The sequence below is a fragment of the Algibacter sp. genome (assembly GCF_039977455.1).
Classification (GTDB): domain Bacteria; phylum Bacteroidota; class Bacteroidia; order Flavobacteriales; family Flavobacteriaceae; genus Algibacter_B.
Genome location: NZ_JBDWDG010000007.1, coordinates 110,283 through 132,790, shown reverse-complemented (window position 1 = coordinate 132,790; position 22,508 = coordinate 110,283). Strand labels below are relative to the sequence as shown.

The window sequence follows — 22,508 nt, the reverse complement described above, 5'->3', positions numbered from 1 at the left end:
TTTAACTGATTATTTTTGCATTTCATCTAAAAAACATCTATTTTCGGCCATATTTAGCCCCTACAAAATACTTAAAAAGTATCTAAAAAAGAACTAGAAAGCTACTACTAATTATGAGATCGATTGCCTCCATCATATTTACGCTATTTTTTTGCAGCGCTATTGGGTTTTCTCAACAAATTTCTGTGAATGATAACATTGGGCTAGAATCGTTAATTCAAGATAATTTAGTTAATGGCTGTGTAAACATATCAAATATTAGTTCTTCTGTTAATGGCGCTTCAAGTGGATTTCCTAGTTATGCTTATTTTGAAAAAGCAGGATCTAATTTCCCTTTTGAAAATGGAATTATGCTATCTACGGGTGGTGCCACTTCTGGTGGAAATTCCTTAAGAACACCTACCCTTAGCGAAGGTTCTACAACTTGGGGAACCGATACAGATTTAGAAACAGCATTAGGTATTACAAACACCATAAATGCCACATCTATTGAGTTCGATTTTGTTTCAATTTCTAATCAATTTCAATTTAATTACCTCTTAGCTTCCGAAGAATATTTTGGAATTAACCCCTGTCAATTTTCCGACGGATTTGCGTTTCTTATTAAGGAAGCAGGAAGTAGCGACCCATATCAAAATATTGCATTAGTTCCGGGTACAACAATGCCTGTTAATACCAGTACAATTCATAATGTTAGTGCAAATTCAAGCTCATTGAACTGTAATCCGTTAAACGAACAATATTTTGCTGGTTATAATCTTGGAGACACAAATTATAATGGTAGAACAACCGTATTAACAGCAGCAGGCAGCATTACACCTAATGTAACATACCATATTAAATTAGTAATTGCAGATCAAAACGATAACACGTTTGATTCTGCGGTATTTATTGAAGGTGATAGTTTTAAAGTTTTAGATTTAGGTGAAGACATAACCACCTGTGCAAGTTCTGCAATTTTAGATGCCGACTTAGAAAACCCATTAGCATCTTACGCTTGGTATAGAAATGGTACTTTAATTCCTGGTGCCATAGACCCAACATACACCGCAGTGCTTGATGGTATTTACCAAGTTGAAGTTGCTGTTCCTATTAATGGAAGTACTTGCGTAGAAACAGACGAGGTTGAGGTTGTTTTAAACACCGAAGAACCCATGGAATCTATTTCCGATTATCAATTATGTGATGATTCGAGCGGTGATGGCATAGAAACTTTCAACCTTAGTATTAAAGATACAGAAGTTGCGGCAAATGCACCGTTTACAAATTATTCGTTCAGCTATCATTTATCAGATAGTGAAGCTAGACTTAATTTAAATCCAATTACTACACCTATACAAAACACACAGTCGCCTCAACCTATTTATGTTAGAGTTCAAGATTCAGACAGCAATTGTTTTTCATACACAACCTTTAATTTAATTGTTAACCCCTTACCTAATATTGTAGACCCAACACCTCTGGAAGTTTGTGATAGTGACGATTCTCCAGACGGATTTGCTGTTATTGATTTAACCGAAAAGGACGATGAAATAACTTCAGGAAATCCTAATTTAGTGGTTTCATATCACTATAATTCATTGGATGTAAGCACTGGAGACAATCCTATACCTACGCCATATATAAATTCTAGTACTCCAGACCGAGTTTACGTTAGAATTATTGATACAACAACAGGCTGTGTTACCTCTACAACTTTAGATGTAGAAATTACAATAAGTCCTATTGTTAACAGAGATACTCAATATTTGGATGCCTGTGATAGGGATCTAGATGGTGATGCAGTGTTTGATTTAACCGAAGTAATCGATGCCATTTTAAATGGGTTAACTGGTGTTACCACAACCTTTCATTCCTCGTTTACCGACGCCGAAATGAATACCAATATAATCGCCGACGAAACAAATTACCAATATACAAACGCGGTAGCAGAACCTGGTTCTGGCACTATATATTTAAGAATAGTTGATGAAAACACAGGTTGCCCAACCATTGTACCTTTCGAGATTCATACCAATTTATTATTAACGGGTACAGACACCGGAGATTTTGCCCTTTGTGATGACAATGAAGATTCTACAGACACACTAGATTTTGATTTAAACACTGTTGAAACTTTTATTGCTAACGATTTACCTAGCACCATAACAGTTACTTTTTATGAAGATGAAGATGACCGAGATAATGGTGTTAACCAAATTGATAAAACAGTACCATACCCTGCTCTAAGTCCACAAGTTCTGTACGTAAGTATTGCTGGCGGAGGCTGTGTTGAGTCTACAGAAATCAACCTTTTAGTAAATCCTATTTTACTATTTCCTGAGGTAACTATACCTTACTGTGATGATGATGATGATGGCTTTGCAAGTATCGATTTGCATTCCTTAGACGAAACAGTTACAGGTGGAAATACAAACTTTACGGTGACGTACTTTGCAGACGAAACAGATGCCCAGATCAATAATACGGCAAACCAACTACCGCCATTTTACAATAACACAAGTTCAACCGAGACTCTTTATGCCCGCATAGAAAGTGTTAATACAGGTTGTGCTACTGTTAACCCTTTTCAAATAGAAGTGCTAGTTGCTCCAACTTCAAATCAGCCTTCAAATATTGTAATTTGTGATGATGATGAGGATGGCTTTTCAATTATAAACATTGAAGACAAAATAGACGAAGCCGTTTCTAGCAGAACAGGGTTAAATATTGATGTATATACAGATCTTGATGCTGCAAACAACAACACGATTGCAGAGGCTATTCCCACCTCAGAACTTAGTGCATACAATACGGATACTCAGACCATTTATATCCGTATTGAAAACGCCATTACAGATACAAACTGTACTTCTATTGTTTCATTTGAAGCCATAATAAATACCTTGCCAATTATTCCTACCGATATCCTTTTTCAAGTCTGCGAAGACGATGGCGATAATTTTGCAGATTTTATTTTATCTGAGATAGATGAAGAAGTACTAAACGAGCAACCAGGTAAAATTGTTTATTATTTTGAAGATGAAAATGATGCCATTACGGGAAACTTAGCCAATGCCCTTCCTAAAGATGCAAATACACCTTATAATTCGGCTTCCAGAACGTTGTACGTTAGAGTTGAAAATATTACAGACTCAACATGTTTTGATACAGGATCTATAGAAATTCAAGTAGCACCAGACCCTATTTACGACCCTATAATCGATTTTTTAGTTTGTGATGACGCTTCAAATGATGGCTTTTTCGAATTCAATTTAGACGAAAAGAAAGCCGAAATACAAACCAATTCACCAGATGTTTTAGGGATTACGTTTCACCTTTCGCCTCAAGAGGCTATGGATAACTTAAATCCTTTACCATCAACCTACACGAATGTAAGAAACCCACAGAGTATTTATATACGAATAGAAAGTAGTGCTTCTTTTTGTTATGTTGTAGAAGAATTAGGAATAAACATTGTATCAGCACCCGATGTATTAGTTGGTTCACCATCAATAACGGAATGTGCATCAACACAAGCAGGTATAACCACCTTCGATTTAACGTTTTACAATTTAGATACTCAAACAGCAGATTTTGAGGTATTAGATCGTGTAAAAAGCAATTTGACCATTAATTATTTTGAAGATTTAACCGATATTAATCACGATGACGGATTAGATAATTCTAATGAAATTGTTGACCCAACAAGTTTTGATTCTGAAGAAAAAACAGTTTATATTAAAATCACTAATACTTTAACAAGTTGCTTCACTTTAGTTCCTGTAGAATTAAAAGTAGACTTACCTCCAACAATAAATACAATAAATAATATTCCTATTTGCGATAACGACACTAAAACCTATGACCTCTATGAGGTTAACACTTTAGTGGTAAACGACCTATCCATAGTTAATATCACATATCATAATACCGAACAAGAAGCTATCGACAATACAACGCCGCTAGATAATACTTTTAATTATACGGCTAGTAGCCATGAAATTTTTATAAGAGTTTCCGATATTACTACCGGCTGCCCCATTGTAACGTCTTTTATATTAGAAATAAATGAAAACCCAACAGCCAATAGACCAACAGATTTAGCGCTTTGTGATGATGATTTTGATGGTGAACAAAATTTCGACTTAACGGCTAATAATAGTTCAATTCTAGGCAGTTTATCTTCATCCAATTACCGCATCACTTTTTATGAAAATTTAGATAATGCAGAAACCGAAACTAATGCCCTGCCCAACAATTACAGGTCGTTAACTGAAAAAACAATTTATGCCCGACTAGAAAATAGGGCGACTGGCTGTTTTGATACCACGCAGTTTGATTTACTAGTAAACCCAAAACCAGAAATTCCTTTAAATACAATCGTTCCATTATGTAACGACGAACCATTACTCGTAGTGGCAGATACAGGTGTCCCTGGAGATCAATATTTGTGGTCTACTGGAGAAACAACAAGCGAAATAATAATTGCTCCTGAAAATATTGGAAATTACTCAGTAACAGTAACTAGGCAAAATACGGTTGGGGCAAACTGTAGTACAACTCATAACTTTAATGTAATCCCATCTGAAGAAGCGGAAATAACACTTACATCCACGGTTAATTTTGCAGACCCAAATAGGATAACTGTAGAAATTAATAATGCTAGAATTGGAGACTATGTATTTATTTTAGATGGTGGAGAACCACAAACATCTAAAATTTTTAATGATGTTTCTTTTGGTCGCCATATTGTTACCGTTAGAGATTTAAATGGCTGTATGGATATCTCCCAGCCTGTTTTTGTTTTTGACATTCCTAAATTTGTAACCCCTAATAATGATAATGCCTATGATACTTGGCATATTGTTGGAGCAGATCAGTTACCTGGCACCCTAGTATATATTTACAACAGACATGGTAAATTACTTAAAATGCTACCTTACAACTCTCTTGGTTGGGATGGCACTTTTAATGGTCAAAATATGCCATCGGATGATTATTGGTTTTCTGCGGATATAGTTCAAAATGGCGAAACATTTAATATTAGAGGTCATTTTGCTTTAAAAAGATAATAAAGTAAATTTCTATTTTAAAAACGGCATCTACAAACTTTTTAAATTAAAATTAAACGTTTAGACTTTTTTTAAGTCCAACAATACTAAAAAAGTATATTTTAGTAATTCGATTTTAATTCGATTAGTCCTTATGTATAAAGTCTTACTTAATAAGAAGTTTTTAAAATTTATACTACATATTTTAATTATTCAACTTAGTTTTCAAGGTTACTCGCAATTAAGTAAAACACATTATATACCTCCATTAACAAGTGCATCATTTGGAAATGCTAATCCAGAAGATCAATATATTTATTTATCAACACCTAGCAACTCTAACATTCCTTATACTATTATTCCCTTAGGTCAACCCGAAACGAATTATATAACGGGTTCGGTTTCAAACACATCACCTCAGCAAATAACAGTAGACACAGGAAATGGTCAACTTTTTATACCATCAACAGAATCTAGCATTGTAACCAATAACAGAGGCTATATTATAAAAGCAGAAGCTCCCATTTATGTTTCTGTTAGAATGAATGCTGGTGATGGTGCTCAAGCTGGTGCGCTTGTCAGCAAAGGGCTATCTGCTTTGGGTACGACCTTTCGTGTTGGTAGTTTTACCAATGCAAACCCAAGTAGTAATTACTTAAATTTTGTATCGGTAATGGCCACCGAAGATAACACTATGGTTAACTTTAGTAATTTACCAAGTGGTTTAATAATAAAAAATTATACAGGCACAACACCCATAAATGTTACTTTAAACGAAGGTGAAAGCTATACTATAGCAACCAATAGTGACGACTCCGTTATTAATCAGGATGGCCTTATTGGTTGTTTAGTTAATTCAGACAAGCCAATTGTGGTTAATTGTGGTTCTGCCAATGGAAGTTTTGGTTTTGGTAACGGTAGAGATTATGGTATTGATCAAATTGTTGATGTTACTAAAATTGGAACAGAATATATTTTTGTTCGAGGAGACGGTGATAACGAATGGGAAAACGTTTTAATTGTTGCCCATACAAACAATACAACTATAAGTATAAATGGTAATACACCAATTACCACCATTAATGCAGGAGACTATTACGTTATTGAGGGTAACCAATATAATAGTAATGGTAACATGTACGTCGAAACCTCTCAACCTGCATTTGCTTACCAAGGTGTTGGAGGTTTAGGAAGTAATGGCACCCCTAATGAAGCCAATCAAGGTCTATTTTTTGTACCGCCTTTAAGTTGCGAAACGCGTGGTAACTTAGATAATATTGCTAATATTAATAATATAGGAAGCACGAATTATAGTGGTGGAATTTCTATTGTAACCAAGGTTGGGGCAACAGTAACCATTAACGGTGCGCCTATTGGTACTGCTTCCAATCCGGTAAATGGCAAACCCGATTATATAACCTATAAAGTAAAAGGACTATCAGGAAATATAGCCGTACAAAGTGATGATGAGTTATATTGCGCATACTTTAATTATAATGGTTCTGCAACTTCAGGAAGTTTTTATTCGGGCTTTCCATCGGCTCCAGAAATAAATTTTGATACACAGTTTACAACATTAGGAAATTGTATTCCTAATATCACCCTGGAAGCAGCCAATACCCAAAGTTTCGATAGTTTTAAATGGTTATTTGATGATGGATCAGGATCTGGTTATGTTGATTTATTGGTAACCGCAACAAGCATTACACCTAGCCTTCCGGGGAAATATAAATTAGTAGGTATTATTACCTGTACTGGAGAAGAATTAGAATCTATAGAAATTCCTATTAGCGTCTGTCCCGATGATTCCGATAACGACGGGATAATTGATAATATTGATATTGACAATGATAATGATGGTATTTTAAATTGTACAGAATCCAGAGGGGATGTTATTCTTGATTTATCAAATACAAGGGCGCCAATTCTTAGATTTGAGGATGGCAGTAGTAACACTACTATAGCAAGTAACTCCATCGTTTTAAACAGAACAATTTCTGGAACTAGCTCAATAAATTTAACCAGCACAGGACATATAACTAGTACAATTCCACAAGATAGTAATGCTGAAAACGAATACAGCATTTCATTTACAGAACCGGTTAATATTAAGTTTTATGAAGATATCCTAACAACACACATAAATGTAGATGGCGAATTTTTTATTGCTAAAATCTTACCCGTTAATAAAAATATTACACTTGTAGATCCTGATGACAGACTCCTAATCGATTCAAATTTCGATGGTATTTTTGAAACTGGCGTTACCATGATTTCAGGATCTGAAATACACTTTAAACCCAACCCTACCCCTAATGGACCAACACCTTACGAGTTTTTAGCAAATCAAGCAGATCAATTTTTATTCGTTCATAAATTAGAAAATATAACAACAGCTTCGACTTTTTCGGTTAATATAGCATTAACTTGTTTTAAAAATGATCATGATTTAGATGGGATTAATGACGCGTTAGATTTAGATGCTGATAATGATGGCATCCCTGATAGTATTGAATATAGAGGCACTCAAGTTGTTTTATCTGGTATTGACGCCAATCAAGATGGACTTGATGATATATTCTCTACTTTAATACTTCCTCTTGATACGGATAATGATGGGATTTACGATTTTTACGACTTAGATAGCGATAATGATGGCATATTCGATTTATTAGAAACCGGCCAATTAGGCATTTTATCGGACACCGATTTAAATGGTATGGTAGATGGCCCAAATTTTGGTTTAAATGGATGGGCGGATGCTGCAGAAACTACTCCAGATAGCAATCAAATAGGCTATGTATTAGATGATTTAGATGCTGATAACATTTTTAGTTACATCGATAAGGATACGGATGGTGATGGCTGCGTAGATGTTTATGAAGCTGGATTTTCCGATGGCAATAACGATTTTTACTTAGGAGATAATCCTCCAGTAGTAAATGATTATGGAGTAGTTACTAATGCTTTTGATGGTTACACGTTACCGCATTCAGATTACAGAACCGCAAAGCGCATAAGCATTACAACACAGCCTTTTTATACTACTGCCTGTGAATCCTCTTTAACAATTTTTTCTGTGGTTACCAATGCAGAAACCATACAATGGGAAACAAGCCCTGATAAAATTTCATGGACAACTTTAACAGATACAGGCTATTTTAGCGGCACACAATCTAGCGATTTACATATCGCTAATGTCCCAAACACACTAAATAACAATTGGTTTAGAGTTAGATTAAATAGTAGCGGTACAAGATGTACTACCTTTTCAGATGAAGTTTTATTGGTGGTAAACCCTAAACCAATCCTTAGCTCACCTGTAGTATTAGTACAATGTGATGACGATGACCTTAACACATTGGGCTTTAGCCCTTTTAATTTAACCGAGGCTAATAATAAAATTTCTACAAATGCCACAAACGAAACCTTTTCATATTACCTTACGCAATCCTCAGCTCTTCTAGGAGATATTACAAATACCGATTATATTAACAGTCCTACAAGTTTTGAAAATAGAACAATTAGTAACGATGTGGTCTGGGCCCGCGTTGAATCTCCATCAGGTTGTGCTTCAGCAGCTGAAATTCAGCTTAATGTATCTACTACAGTAGTGCCATCAACTTTTATAATTAATTTCAATCAATGTGATGATTATCTCGATATAAATGGTAACAATAACACTAACAACAATGATAGAGATGGCGTTGCTACCTTCGATTTTAGTAGTGCTACAGCTTCTTTTACAAGTTTTATTCCTCCTGGACAACCTGCATTACCACCTCGTTATTACAGAAATGAAACTGATGCCTTAGCTGAAGTAAATGAAATTACAGACCCTTCAAATTATAGAAATATTGGCTATCCTAATTCTCAATATATTTATGTTAGAGTAGATAGTGCCCTGTCTAACGACTGTTTAGCCCTTGGTGCGCATATTTTATTAACTGTAGAGCCATTGCCGCAAGTAAACCCTGTGACTATAGAAAGACAGTGCGATGATGATGACGATAGTAAATACCCATTTGATACCTCTCAAATTGAAAATGATATTTTAGGAACACAAAACCCTGCAGATTTCACGTTTTCTTACTTCGACGAAACGGGAACAGCCTTAGCTAGCCCATTACCAAATCCATTCCTTATCACCTCCCAAACCATTTCCGTTAAGGTTACCAACAAATCTACATCAGCACCAAACGGTCCATGTTACGAAGAAACAACATTAACTTTTAAAGTAGATACGCAGCCAATTGCTAATTCTATTACAGATCAAATTGCCTGCGACGGAAGCTCTGGCGATAACGATGAGGACGGCTACTATCCTTTCGATACTTCTACATTTAACTCAACTATTTTAGGGAGTCAAACCGGTATGGAAATCTTTTATACCTATACCAATGAAAATGGTACACTTTTATCAAACCAAAGCAGTTTACCAAATCCTTTTAACTCCCAATCCCAAACTGTTAAGGTTGAAGTAGTAAACCCTGAAAATAACACGTGTACAGCTAATACAACTATTAATTTCATTGTAAATCCGCTACCAGAATTTACAGTAGACACACCACGAATTGTCTGCTCATCGGACCCTACATTTTCTATCGATTTACAACCTTTTGAAGCTCAGATTACAGAAAGCTTCAATTACGAATGGTTCTTTTCTAGCTTAGATGGTAGTATTACCAATCAATTTGTATCAAACGATAGGATTATTTCGGTTTCTACAGCAGGAACATATAGCATCACTCTAACAAAAACAGATGGCACAGGCTGTTCAAAAACACAAAGTATTTTTGTTGATGCATCAGAACAAGCAACAATAACCCAAGAGGATGTTACTATTGTTGACTTATCGGACAACAATTCTGTAATTATAAACACTACTAACCTAGGCAGTGGTAATTATCAATACGCATTACAAGAAGCAAACTCCCCATTTATTAACTACCAAACCGAAGCGACATTTAATAATGTAAATCCTGGCTTTTATACCATACATATTAAAGATGATATTTGTGGTGTTTCTACTTTAAACATTTCTGTAATTGGTTATCCTAAATATTTCACACCAAACGGCGATGGCATTAACGATTATTGGAGAATAAAAGGCGTTGATAATCGTGTACAACCTAATACTACCGTTTTTATTTATGATCGATACGGAAAATTAATTAAACAACTTTTGGTGAGTAACCAAGGTTGGGATGGCACTTATAAAGGTAGCTTACAACCAAATAACGACTATTGGTTTCAAGTTAAGTTAGATGATGGTAGAACGTTTTCTGGACACTTCGCCTTAAAACGATAAACATTAAATTTCCGCCACTTAAATTCCTAATTCCATCAACTTTAAGTAATTTAGACAATTAATATTAAGGGCATATGCAGTTTAAAATTGAATCGGAATTCAATCCTACCGGCGATCAACCTCAAGCCATTAACCAGCTTGTTAACGGACTTACTTCGGGTGAAAAATATCAAACACTACTTGGGGTAACAGGTTCAGGAAAAACCTTTACGGTGGCTAATGTTATTGAGGAGGTTCAAAGACCAACCTTAGTTTTAGCGCACAACAAAACATTAGCGGCACAATTATATTCAGAATTTAAACAATTTTTTCCAAACAATGCCGTCGAATATTTTGTTTCCTATTACGACTACTATCAACCGGAAGCTTATATTCCTGTTTCAGGAGTATTTATAGAAAAAGACTTATCTATAAATGAAGAAATAGAAAAAATGCGTTTAAGCGCAACCTCTTCTCTTTTATCTGGTCGTCGAGATGTTCTTGTTATTGCATCCGTTTCCTGTATTTATGGTATTGGAAACCCTATTGAGTTTCAAAAAAATGTGATTACTTTAAAAAGAGACCAAGAGATATCTAGAACAAAATTATTACATCAATTGGTGCAAAGTTTATATTCTAGAACCGAAGCAGATTTTAGACATGGAAACTTTAGAATTAAAGGAGACACGGTAGATATTTTTCCAAGTTATGCTGATGATGCTTTTAGAATTCATTTCTTTGGAGATGAAATTGAAGATATTGAATCTTTTAATATTCAAACCAATGAAGTTGTTGAAAAATACGACCAACTTACCATTTATCCAGCAAACATGTTTGTAACCTCGCCTGATGTTTTACAAGGCGCAATAAAAGAAATTCAAGATGATTTAGTAAAACAACATGACTATTTTAAAGAAATTGGTAAACATCTAGAAGCCAAACGCCTTAAAGAGCGTACAGAATTTGATTTGGAAATGATTCGCGAATTAGGTTATTGCTCTGGTATTGAAAATTATTCGCGTTATTTAGATGGCCGATTACCAGGAACACGACCATTCTGTTTGTTAGATTATTTTCCAGACGATTATTTAATGGTAGTTGATGAAAGTCACGTTACCATATCTCAAGTTCACGCGATGTATGGAGGGGATAGAAGCAGAAAAGAAAATTTGGTTGAATATGGTTTTAGGTTACCTGCAGCCATGGATAATAGACCTTTAAAATTTGAAGAGTTTGAAGCCATACAAAACCAAGTTATATATGTTAGTGCCACGCCTGCCGATTACGAATTGCAAAAATCTGACGGTATTTATGTTGAACAAGTAATTCGTCCTACTGGGTTATTAGACCCTATTATAGAGGTAAGGCCAAGTTTAAATCAAATTGACGATTTAATTGAAGAAATACAATTACGTATAGAAAAAGACGAACGTACCTTAGTAACAACACTTACTAAACGCATGGCCGAAGAGTTAACTAAATACCTCGATAGAATTCAAATCCGTTGTCGTTATATCCATAGTGATGTAGATACCTTAGAGCGTGTTGAAATCATGCAAGATTTACGAAAAGGTCTTTTTGATGTGTTGGTTGGTGTCAATTTACTTCGTGAAGGTTTAGATTTACCAGAAGTATCGCTAGTAGCTATTTTAGATGCCGATAAAGAAGGTTTTTTACGTTCAGCACGTTCACTAACCCAAACTGTGGGAAGAGCTGCTAGAAACCTAAATGGTAAAGCCATAATGTATGCTGATAAAATAACCAAAAGCATGCAAAAAACGATAGACGAGACTGAATATAGACGAGAAAAGCAAATTGCATACAATACAAAACACAACCTAGTTCCTAAGGCCTTAAATAAAAGTTTAGACAATGTACTTTCTAAAAACTCCGTAAGTACTTACAGTTATGAATTAGAAGCCTTAAAAGCTGCCGAACCAGAAAGTGAATATTTAAGTAAACCTGAACTTGAAAAGAAAATTAGAGAACGACGGAAATTAATGGAAGAAGCTGCAAAAGCGTTAGACTTTATAGTAGCTGCAAAACTTAGAGATGAGATTAAAGCATACCAAGAAAAAATAGAAAAGCTAAAAGTATAACCTTTTAGCTTTTCATAGTAACCTACCATTGTAAATTATAATCAACACTTATTATATTAAGCCCTTAAACATTAAGAGAGAGAGAGATGACGTTTTAATTGTATTGTGTTTTAAAAATATCAATCAAAACATCTGGTGGTACTATTTTATTAGGAAAACTTTCCATTAAGTATAATACTTTGGTAATAGATTCATGACTTAGCCCCATACGTAAACCAAAGTTATATAACTTTATTACGCCAGCAGAATTATTATCCTTATTAGCTTCTTGTTCAATATTTAATAGTAATACTAATCTATGAAACTGAACTATACGTTCGCTATGTGATTTTAAATGCGTATACGACACAGGATTTTCTAACAGGTAGTCAAAATCTTCACGAGAAATATCTAACTGCTTAGCTACTCCTAGTAAAAAGTTATACTCAATGCGTTTAATATCCTTATCGTATTTTGCAAATGCGATCATTTCTGACAAAAGGCTTAGTTTTTCTACTCTATTTACCATTCTTGAGGGTTTTCTTTAACAAAAAAAAATTATAATATAAAGTTACACAGAAGGGATACATAAATAATCGTAGATTTAATGTAACTTATCGAAAAACAGTAGGCTTTTAATCGTAATTTTTACCTGTTTCATCAATAAAACAAATTATTAAACTAAAAAACTTGCACTTTATCTTATCGACTTCTAGTAATTCAGAGCAACTAAAAACACCTCAACACCCTGTATACCACTGTCATACAAGACTAAATTTTAGTTTAAAATGACCACTATAAAAATTCAATTTTTAAGGTATCTTTACAAAATGTAAAAAACGTTAGTATTTCATTTACCAAAATTGAAAATCGATGAAATGCATAAGCCTTGAGTAAACAAAAGAGTAACAATGACAAATAATGATATTTTAAAAAAATTAAGAGTAGCGTTAAAGCTGCGTGATGACGAGATAGTAAAGATTTTAGAGCTGGTAGACTTCAGAATTTCTAAAAGCGAACTAGGTGCTTTTTTTAGAAAAGAAGATCATCCAAAGTATATGGAGTGTGGCGATCAAATATTACGTAATTTTTTAAACGGACTTGTTATTCATCTTAGAGGTCCTATGCCAAAGAAAAATGAAAACACAGAGGGAAAACGTAAACCTCAGTTTGATACTAAAAAAGAAAGTAAGTTTTCAAAACTACCGCATAAAAAGGATATTAAAAAATAGCATTCTTAACGCCTAAATAAAGTATAAAAAAAAGAGCAACATTTAAATGTTGCTCTTTTTTTTATATAGTATTGATATGCTACTTTAAATTTAGCACTTCAACATTTAAGCTAATACTTGTTGTACCTTATCAGCAGCTTCTTGAAATTCAGTAGCACTCATAACGTCCAATCCAGAGTTATCAATTAATTCTTTTGCTATATCTGCGTTAGTTCCTTGTAAACGTACAATAATTGGTACATTTATAGTTCCCATGTTTTTATAAGCATCAATAACACCTTGTGCTACACGATCGCAACGTACAATTCCACCAAAAATATTTATTAGAATTGCTTTTACAGCAGGATCCTTTAAAATAATTTTAAATGCAGCTTCCACACGAGCAGCATCAGCAGTACCACCAACATCTAAAAAGTTTGCTGGTTCTCCACCGGCTTGCTTAATTAAATCCATTGTTGCCATGGCTAAACCAGCTCCGTTAACCATACATCCAACGTTACCGTCAAGATCAACATAGTTTAAACCAAGTTCTCCAGCTTCTACTTCAATAGCACTTTCTTCACGTACATCACGTAAATCAACATAGTTTTTATGTCTGTATAATGAGTTATCGTCAATGGTAACTTTAGCATCAACAGCCATTATTAAGTTATCACTTGTTTTTAAAACAGGGTTAATTTCAAATAAAGAAGAATCTGATTTTACATAAGCTGTATAAAGATTAGTAACAAATTTTGTCATTTCTTTAAATGCTAAGCCAGATAAACCTAAATTAAAAGCAACACGCCTTGCTTGAAAAGGCATTAAACCAACAGCAGGATCAATCTCCTCTGTAAAGATTAAATGTGGTGTTTCTTCTGCAACGGTTTCAATATCCATTCCACCTTCAGTAGAATACATAATCATATTACGTCCAGTACCTCTATTTAATAACACAGAAACATAAAACTCACTAGTTTCCGATTCACCTGGATAATAAACATCTTCCGCAACTAAAACTTGGTGAACACGCTTACCTTCTGCCGATGTTTGAGGCGTAACCAAATCCATACCTATTATTTGACCAGCGATATCTTCAACTTCTTTCAAATTTTTAGCAAGCTTAACACCACCGCCTTTACCACGTCCTCCAGCATGTACTTGAGCTTTAATTACGTGCCAGCTAGTTCCTGTTTCGCTAGTTAATTGTTTTGCTGCAGCAACTGCTTCTTGAGCATTTTGTGCTACTATACCTCTTTGGATACGTACTCCAAAACTATTTAATATTTCTTTACCTTGGTATTCGTGTAAATTCATAATATGGCTTCTTTTTTAAGATTCACAAATGTAAATAATAGCGTTTACTTACCCTAATATTTATTTGCGAAAACATTTAAAAAATATTCACAAAATTAAATTGTTAAATAATTAACAAAATGTTTAATTTGACATATTTTTTATTTTTTTATTTTTTTTTGAAATCAAACAAATATCTTTGACAAAAATTAAATGAATCATGTTAGATAATCAGTTGCTTAAAATTGCACAAGATTTTGGAAGTCCAGTATACGTTTATGATGCTGAGAAAATTGAAAACCAATACAAAAGACTTACGTCCGCTTTTAAAAATGTTAAGAAATTAAAGATAAATTATGCTGTAAAAGCCTTATCTAACATCTCTATATTAAAACTTTTAAGATCTTTAGGTTCTGGTATTGACACGGTTTCAATTCAAGAAGTGCAATTAGGATTGGCTGCAGGGTTTTCTCCAAACCAAATTATTTTCACACCTAACGGCGTTTCTTTAGATGAAATTGAAGAGGCTGCTAAACTTGGGGTTAAAATAAACATAGACAACCTATCTATTTTAGAACAATTTGGAACTAAACATCCAAAAGTTCCGGTTTGTATTCGTATTAATCCTCATGTTATGGCGGGTGGTAATGCCAATATTTCTGTAGGTCATATAGATTCTAAATTTGGTATCTCAATTCATCAAATACCACATATTTTAAGAATTGTTGAAAACACTAAAATGACCATTAACGGTATTCATATGCATACTGGTAGTGATATTTTAGATATTGAAGTATTTCTTTATGCTAGTGAAATTTTATTTGACACCGCTAAACAATTCAAAAACCTAGAATTTATCGATTTTGGTTCAGGTTTTAAAGTCCCTTATAAGCAAGGCGATATTGAAACTAATATAGAGGAATTAGGTAAAAAACTTTCGGCTCGATTTAATGAATTTTGTAAGTCTTATGGAAAAGATTTAACATTAGCTTTTGAACCAGGTAAGTTTTTGGTAAGCGAATCGGGTAGTTTTTTAACTAAAGTAAATGCTGTAAAACAAACGACTTCAACTGTTTTTGCTCAGGTAGATTCTGGTTTTAATCATTTAATTCGCCCTATGTTTTATGGATCTCACCATGATATTGTAAACATCTCTAACCCACAAGGAAGAGAGCGTTTTTATACGGTTGTTGGTTATATATGTGAAACCGATACCTTTGGTAATAACAGACGTATAAATGAAATTAACGACGGTGATATTTTAAGATTTAAAAATGCCGGAGCATATTGCTTTTCTATGGCTAGTAATTATAACTCTAGATTCAGACCTGCTGAAGTTTTATGGTACAATAACAAAGCGCACTTAATTAGAAAAAGAGAAACTTTTGAAGATATTATAAATAATCAAGTTGAAGTTGATTTCAACTCCAAAAAAGAAGCTGCTTTAACCAAATAATAGTAGCCTTGTAAAGAAAAAAAAGCCTCTTTAAAACCTTAACCTGTTTTAAAGAGTTTTTTTTTGAAATAAATAAGAGCTTATTACGCATTACAACTAAAATCGTTATATTTTTGAGAAAATTTTAATTTCATGGATTTTACAAACCCCCTCGTTTATGGTGTACCTTGCTTTCTTGGTTTAATATTGCTTGAACTAACTTATAGCAAAAGCCATAATGATGATAAAAGCAAAAAATTATACGACTGGAAAGATTTAGGTGCCAGTCTTGCCATGGGTATAGGCTCTGCCATTTTAGCTCCACTTACCAAAACCATTGCAGCAATAGTGCTTTTCAATTATGTTTACGAAGTTTTTAATCCGCTAGTTGATGGTGTTCGTATGAATATTATGGGTTGGCAATCCTTTGGATATGCTTGGTATATTTGGATAATTTGCCAATTATTAGATGATTTTAGTTATTACTGGTTTCATAGACAAAACCATAATGTACGTTTTTTATGGGCGGCACATATTGTACACCACTCTTCAGACAATTTTAATTTAGGAACCGCGGTAAGAAATGGTTGGTTTACTATATTTTACAAACCATTTTTTTATATGTGGATACCTGCAATTGGCTTCCCTCCTGAAATGTTAGTCGTTTGTTTAGGTATAGAGGCACTTTGGCAGTTCCAATTACACTCTGTATATATCCCAAAAATGGGATTCATAGAAAAATTTATGAATACACACACCATGCACCAAGTGCATCACGCCCAAAATCTAGAATACATGGATAAAAACCATGGTGGTTTTTTAAATATTTTTGATAAAATGTTTGGAACTTGGAAAGAACTCGATGAAAGTATAGATATTAAATACGGCGTAACACACGCTCCAAACTCTTACAACCCATTAGTTATTTTAACTCATGAATACAAAGATATTTGGAATGATATGAAGAAATCTAAAAACTGGTACCATAAGTTCATGTATGCCTTTGGTGCTCCAGGTTGGAGTCATGATGGAAGCACGTTAACCGTTAAACAACAACAAAAACTTTTAAAAGCCACAAATAAAGAACATTAATATTTGTTGAGATTTTCTCACACAAACACCTAATTCATTATATAATTACTAAAACATTTGGTAATATTCAATATTTTATCTAATATTATATCTATTCCCTAAGTCTTTTTTATTCATAGCATAAATAAAAAGACTTGTATGTTAAAATTGAATCCAAATTTTCATGATCAGCTAAACAATTTTTGTTTAAGTAATCCTCAACCCTGCTTTATATGAAGCAGCCAATTAAAATATTAATTGTTGAGGATGAAATGATAATTGGAGCAAACATATCATTACAACTTTCTACAATTGGTTACGAGGTAACCGGAATTTTTTCCAAGGGTGAAGAGGCTTTAGCGCTTTTACCCCAAAGCATACCAGATATTATTTTACTAGATATAAACTTAAAAGGTGAACTTTCAGGTATTGAAACAGCTCAAATAATTCAACAAAATTATAACATTCCTATTATTTATGTAACAGCTAATGCAGATGATGCACATTTTAACGAAGCAAAAACCACCAAACCTTATGCTTTTATTTCTAAACCTTTCAAAAAAATAGATTTGCAACGGGTTATTGAATTAACCGTTAAAAGAATCCAATCGGAAAAAGAGGAAGATGTAGCAACAGATAAAGAGAAAGCATCTTCATTTATTTTAAGCGACTGTATTTTTGTTCGGCATCAAGAAAAAATGGTGAGGGTTAATATAACAGACATATTTTATATTGAAGCCGAAAGAAACTATTGCCGCATTTACTGTAAAGGCAAGGAATATTTATTAGCAACAACCCTAAAAGACATGGATGAAAAACTACCCAACCAACATTTTATAAGGGTTCATAGGTCCTTTATTGTAAACCTATCAAACATTGATGAAATTGCCACTAGCCATATTGTTATTTCAAAAAAGGCAATTCCAATAAGTTCCGAATCAAAAAAACTGTTGCTTCAACGTATCCAAAAAGTATAACCTGTATCTTCTCTCCGTCATGAAAACCTTGTTATTTTTATTTATTATTTTAAATAATTTAGCATACAGTCAGGACGCTAAAATTAATCAACTTCAGCAAAAATTAAATTTAGAAAAGCAATCCTTAAAAAAGCTAGAGATCATTAATAAAATGGTTGATATCGCTTTTAACCAAGACATGGCTCAAGCTTTAAAATTCTCAAAATTAGGTGTAGAATTATCCGAAAAGGTAAACAACGAAAATTGGCTTCCAAAATTTTATGAAATGCAAGGTAGAATGCATGCTAACTTATTACAATTAGATTCTGCCACTATCTTTTTCAAAAAGGCGCTTAAAGGCTATGAAGCTGTCGGTTATAAAAGAGGAAAAGCCACTACTCTATTTAAATTGGCTTGGGTAGATAAAAAAATTGGCCATTTAGATGATGCTTTACAAAAAGACCTATCTGGGTTAAAAATAATGGAGTTGTTAAACGACAAAAAGGGCATTTGTGATGGTTTAACACGAGTTTCTGAAGACTTAACACGCCAACACCGATTAACAGAAGCTTTAGATTATGCCGAAAAAGCCATAAATATTGCAGAAAAAAATAATTTAACCTCAGAGAAATTCAATGTCAATTTTAATGCAGCAAATGTTGCCATGGCAAAAAACAATTATGCCCAATCCCTTGAATATTACAAAAAAGGTTTAAGCATTGCACAACAGCAAAACTTGGGCTTACCTACCCAAGCAGATGTTACTAATGGCATAGGAAATGCCTATAAAAGATTGGGGAAATACCAAGACGCTATAAAAAGTTATAACGCATGCTTGACCTTGGCACAAAAAGCAAACTACCCTAATGCGATTAACACAGTTATTGCAAATTTAGGAGAGGTTAATATGCTTTTGGGTCATTATGATGATGCTTTAGTATACCAATTACAAACTGTTAGATTACAAGAAAACAATAAAGACTATTCAAATTTAATAGAAAACTACAACCATGTAAGTACCATATATTATAAGTTAGGAAACTACAAATCTGCGCTAGATTATAAACAAAAAGCATTCACTCTAAAAGACAGTATAGCCTCTATGGAAAGTGATGCAAAAATGTCTGAGCTTTTAACCCAATACGAAACCAAAAAGAAAGAAGAAACCATTGCGTATCAAGAAAGTAAAATTTCTCAACAAAGGCTAATTCAATCTTTAAGTTTTGGTTTTGTTGCTCTTTTACTTGGCCTACTCGCTTTTGGGTTTATAAGTTACCGCAACCGTAGTAGAACTAATATATTATTAGCTGCTAAAAATGCTAAAATCGAACTATTGTTAAAAGAAGTGCATCATAGAGTAAAAAACAATTTAGAGGTGGTTTCTAGTTTATTATCCTTACAATCTGCTCAAATAAAAGACCTTAACACCAAAGAAGCTATGTTAGAAAGTCAAAACCGTGTTAATTCCATAGGTATTGTACACCAAAAATTATATCAAGGTAAAAAGTTAGGTGCTATTGAAATGAAAGATTACTTTTTAAATTTAAGCGAAAGTATTTTAAATAGTTTAGGTGCAGAAAAAAAAGTAACCCTAGACCTAGCTATGAATCAACTAGATTTAGATATAGATACAGCTATTCCGCTAGGTTTAATAATTAATGAGTTGCTAACCAATACTGTTAAATATGCCTTTCCTCAGAACGAACAGGGTACCATTACTATTAAATTAGAAAAGCCACACGATAATATACTACACTTGGAAGTTTCAGACAATGGTACTGGAAAATCTGGGATTACCCATGGTACAGGCTTTGGCTCTCTATTAGTTTCTTTGTTAACGCGACAATTAAATGGAATAATGAAAGAGGAAAACCAAAACGGTACAACCTTTATTTTCGATTTTCAACTGAATCATTCTTCATAGAAAAACTTATTTCATTAATATATTATTCATCAAACACTTACCCTCGATAAATAATCCCTATCCTTTGGACATTTTTACCCCCTATTCGTCCTATATCACTTTTAATCAACTAATTATATTTCTAAATTAGGTACAACTTATAATTAATGGGTTAGTCACATTTTTTTAAGCTACCAATCTAAACTACACCTACAATAACAATATTGAAATAAATCAATATCCATTATTGTAGGTTTTTTAAATAACACAAAAGATGAAAAAAGCAGGTATAATAGGCGGTTCTGGTTTTATAGGAAGCTACATCACCAATACATTTTTAAACCATGGCTATCAGGTGAAAGTTTCTACCACTGATATTTCGAGGAAAGACAAATATGAGCACTTAATGACTCTTAAAAATGCTGAAAATCTTTATATCAGTGAACTAGATGTTACCGATAAGAAAACTTTAAAAGATTTTGTAAGCGATTGTGATATTGTTGTTCATGGTGGAACCCCATTTATTTTGGATGTTCAAGACCCAAAAATACAATTGTTCGACCCCACAATTAAAGGCACCGAGAATTTTTTGCAGGTTATCAATAAAACACCAAGCATTGAAAAAGTAGTATTTATAGCTTCGGTAGCAGGTTGGAACACCAATTTTCCATTTCCACCTGGTGGAAAAAGTTTCACAGATGCTGTTGATGAAAATGACACTAGGTTTACTAGCACTGAAAGCCATCCGTATGCCCAAGCAAAATTTCTTGCCAACCAAACTGTTCAACAATTTATTGCCGATAATCCAAAAACACATTTCGAAATCAGTTCGGTTTCACCTGTGGCAGTCATGGGAAAATCACTATCAAAAAGAGAAGATTCTACCTCGAGTGGTTTACAATTCTTGATAAAAAACAACATGGCACCAAACGATTTTATGAAAGCGCTTTACAAAAACGATGTTCCTTTTGCTATAGTTGATGTAGAAGATGTTGCTAATGCCATATACAAACTAGCAACAACACATGGTTTACATGGTAAAGACTACCTATTAAGCAGTGAAACCTACAAAATATCTGATATGCAGGCCATGCTTAACCAATGTGAGCCTAAAGAAGAACCTAGCATTGTTTATAAAAACGATTTAGCCAAAACCGATTTAAACATGGAATTTAAACCCGTAAAACTCACTTTACAACAATACTCCAATTAATCTTTAATTGAAACCTATTAAAAATTTAACTTAAAAACCAAAGAAAATGAAAACAACAACTTTATTAACAGTACTAGCTTTTGTATGTATTACCAGCGTTTTTGCGCAAAAAAAAACAAATGGCACGGTTTATATTGATCACCCAGCAATTAAAACGGTTGAAGCCATGACCAAGGCTTTTGTAAGCGGAGATTCTACAAAAGTTGCAAGCTTTTTAACCGATGATTTTAAATCCTATAACGGTGTAAGCACAACTACAAAACAAAAGGGGCAAGACAAGGCTTCATTTGCTGGAGCCTCAAAAAGTTGGCTTAATGCACTAGATTATTATTCTATAACTACAACAAAGGGCGCTTACCCGGATGCTATTGAATATAAAAAAGACAATAAAGACGATGAGGTGTGGGTACAGACTTGGGAAGATATTAAAGGAGTACACAAAAAAACAGGCGTAAAAGTTAATATGCCAATCCACAGACTTTTTGTTGTAAACAAAAACAACAAAATAAAAACCATTATTAATTATAATAACGAAAGTATTTTTGATGAAGTTGGAGCTAGTTTTGTTAACAGAACAAACGGCACCATTTACAATCACCATGATAATATCAATACCGTTCGTAAGGCCATGTATGCATATGAGAATTTAGATCTAGACAAATGTCTAAGCTATTATAGCGATGATGCTAGATTTAGAAGTATTCACAACGATTTCGGAACATTTAATACGAAAGAAGAAATAAAACCAATGTGGCAGAAATTTTTAGATGAATTTGAAATAGTTAGTATAGACATGATTGGTTACCCTGATTATTTAGAATATGAAATGGGCAACGGCCGTGAAGTTATGTCATGGTGGAATTATCATTTAATCCGTAAGTCGGATAAAAAAGAACTTGCTATCCCTATGCATTTTAGCAATAGTTTTGATAAAGAAGGAAAAATAGTTGACGAAATAATTTATTATAGTGAAGTACTTTTAAATGCTAAATAACCAACTTAAATAAACCAAAAGGCAGCTT

At 33.5% G+C, this 22,508-nt stretch carries 12 protein-coding genes; 10 read left to right on the top strand and 2 right to left on the bottom strand.

Annotated elements, in window-relative coordinates:
- Window positions 1-185 precede the first annotated feature (185 nt).
- The 3 genes from ABJM36_RS01775 (at window position 186) to uvrB (ending at window position 12,422) form a co-directional block, all read left to right on the top strand.
- The gene (locus tag ABJM36_RS01775; protein WP_348448537.1) at window positions 186-5,054 is read left to right on the top strand and encodes a choice-of-anchor L domain-containing protein; all 4,869 of its coding nucleotides are present in this window, start codon (window positions 186-188) and stop codon (window positions 5,052-5,054) included.
- A 133-nt stretch (window positions 5,055-5,187) separates the two neighbouring features.
- Window positions 5,188-10,344, top strand: coding sequence for a T9SS type B sorting domain-containing protein (locus ABJM36_RS01770; RefSeq protein WP_348448535.1), 5,157 nt, complete (start codon window positions 5,188-5,190; stop codon window positions 10,342-10,344).
- A 74-nt stretch (window positions 10,345-10,418) separates the two neighbouring features.
- The gene (gene uvrB, locus ABJM36_RS01765) at window positions 10,419-12,422 is read left to right on the top strand and encodes an excinuclease ABC subunit UvrB (protein WP_348448533.1); all 2,004 of its coding nucleotides are present in this window, start codon (window positions 10,419-10,421) and stop codon (window positions 12,420-12,422) included.
- Between the two features lie 94 nt (window positions 12,423-12,516).
- Here the strand turns inward: uvrB and ABJM36_RS01760 are convergent, their stop codons facing one another.
- On the bottom strand, window positions 12,517-12,930 hold the full coding sequence (locus ABJM36_RS01760) for a TerB family tellurite resistance protein (RefSeq protein WP_348448531.1): 414 nt from the start codon (window positions 12,928-12,930) through the stop codon (window positions 12,517-12,519).
- Window positions 12,931-13,312: 382 nt separating this feature from the next.
- Here ABJM36_RS01760 and ABJM36_RS01755 point away from each other — a divergent pair, with 382 nt between their 5' ends.
- Complete coding sequence (locus tag ABJM36_RS01755; protein ID WP_348448529.1) at window positions 13,313-13,633, top strand: DUF1456 family protein; 321 nt, start codon at window positions 13,313-13,315, stop codon at window positions 13,631-13,633.
- A 105-nt stretch (window positions 13,634-13,738) separates the two neighbouring features.
- Here ABJM36_RS01755 and sucC read toward each other — a convergent pair whose 3' ends face one another.
- The gene (gene sucC / locus ABJM36_RS01750) at window positions 13,739-14,929 is read right to left on the bottom strand and encodes an ADP-forming succinate--CoA ligase subunit beta (RefSeq protein ID WP_348448527.1); all 1,191 of its coding nucleotides are present in this window, start codon (window positions 14,927-14,929) and stop codon (window positions 13,739-13,741) included.
- Window positions 14,930-15,128: 199 nt separating this feature from the next.
- Here sucC and lysA point away from each other — a divergent pair, with 199 nt between their 5' ends.
- The 6 genes from lysA to ABJM36_RS01720 all read left to right on the top strand — a co-directional run bounded on the left by lysA (window position 15,129) and on the right by ABJM36_RS01720 (window position 22,480).
- Complete coding sequence (gene lysA / locus ABJM36_RS01745; RefSeq protein ID WP_348448525.1) at window positions 15,129-16,364, top strand: diaminopimelate decarboxylase; 1,236 nt, start codon at window positions 15,129-15,131, stop codon at window positions 16,362-16,364.
- Between the two features lie 132 nt (window positions 16,365-16,496).
- Window positions 16,497-17,435 (top strand): sterol desaturase family protein, encoded by a 939-nt coding sequence (locus tag ABJM36_RS01740; protein WP_348448523.1) that lies wholly within the window; start codon window positions 16,497-16,499, stop codon window positions 17,433-17,435.
- 212 nt (window positions 17,436-17,647) lie between these two features.
- Window positions 17,648-18,391, top strand: a complete 744-nt coding sequence (locus ABJM36_RS01735) for a LytTR family transcriptional regulator DNA-binding domain-containing protein (protein ID WP_348448521.1) — start codon at window positions 17,648-17,650, stop codon at window positions 18,389-18,391.
- Window positions 18,392-18,410: 19 nt separating this feature from the next.
- Entirely contained in the window at window positions 18,411-20,294 is a 1,884-nt protein-coding gene (locus tag ABJM36_RS01730) for a tetratricopeptide repeat protein (protein WP_348448519.1), read from the top strand.
- A gap of 253 nt (window positions 20,295-20,547) precedes the next feature.
- Window positions 20,548-21,486 (top strand): NAD-dependent epimerase/dehydratase family protein, encoded by a 939-nt coding sequence (locus tag ABJM36_RS01725; RefSeq protein ID WP_348448517.1) that lies wholly within the window; start codon window positions 20,548-20,550, stop codon window positions 21,484-21,486.
- 46 nt (window positions 21,487-21,532) lie between these two features.
- Window positions 21,533-22,480: a nuclear transport factor 2 family protein gene (locus ABJM36_RS01720; RefSeq protein WP_348448515.1), complete on the top strand. Its 948-nt coding sequence runs from the start codon at window positions 21,533-21,535 to the stop codon at window positions 22,478-22,480.
- Window positions 22,481-22,508: the final 28 nt, after the last annotated feature.

Bases quoted from the DNA above. Each gene is read 5' to 3' on its own strand.
- uvrB (WP_348448533.1), top strand. From the start codon at position 10,419: ATGCAGTTTAAAATTGAATCGGAATTCAATCCTACCGGCGATCAACCT.
- ABJM36_RS01730 (WP_348448519.1), top strand. From the start codon at position 18,411: ATGAAAACCTTGTTATTTTTATTTATTATTTTAAATAATTTAGCATAC.
- ABJM36_RS01725 (WP_348448517.1), top strand. From the start codon at position 20,548: ATGAAAAAAGCAGGTATAATAGGCGGTTCTGGTTTTATAGGAAGCTAC.
- ABJM36_RS01735 (WP_348448521.1), top strand. From the start codon at position 17,648: ATGAAGCAGCCAATTAAAATATTAATTGTTGAGGATGAAATGATAATT.
- ABJM36_RS01740 (WP_348448523.1), top strand. From the start codon at position 16,497: ATGGATTTTACAAACCCCCTCGTTTATGGTGTACCTTGCTTTCTTGGT.
- lysA (WP_348448525.1), top strand. From the start codon at position 15,129: ATGTTAGATAATCAGTTGCTTAAAATTGCACAAGATTTTGGAAGTCCA.
- ABJM36_RS01760 (WP_348448531.1), bottom strand. From the start codon at position 12,930: ATGGTAAATAGAGTAGAAAAACTAAGCCTTTTGTCAGAAATGATCGCA.
- sucC (WP_348448527.1), bottom strand. From the start codon at position 14,929: ATGAATTTACACGAATACCAAGGTAAAGAAATATTAAATAGTTTTGGA.
- ABJM36_RS01720 (WP_348448515.1), top strand. From the start codon at position 21,533: ATGAAAACAACAACTTTATTAACAGTACTAGCTTTTGTATGTATTACC.
- ABJM36_RS01755 (WP_348448529.1), top strand. From the start codon at position 13,313: ATGACAAATAATGATATTTTAAAAAAATTAAGAGTAGCGTTAAAGCTG.
- ABJM36_RS01770 (WP_348448535.1), top strand. From the start codon at position 5,188: ATGTATAAAGTCTTACTTAATAAGAAGTTTTTAAAATTTATACTACAT.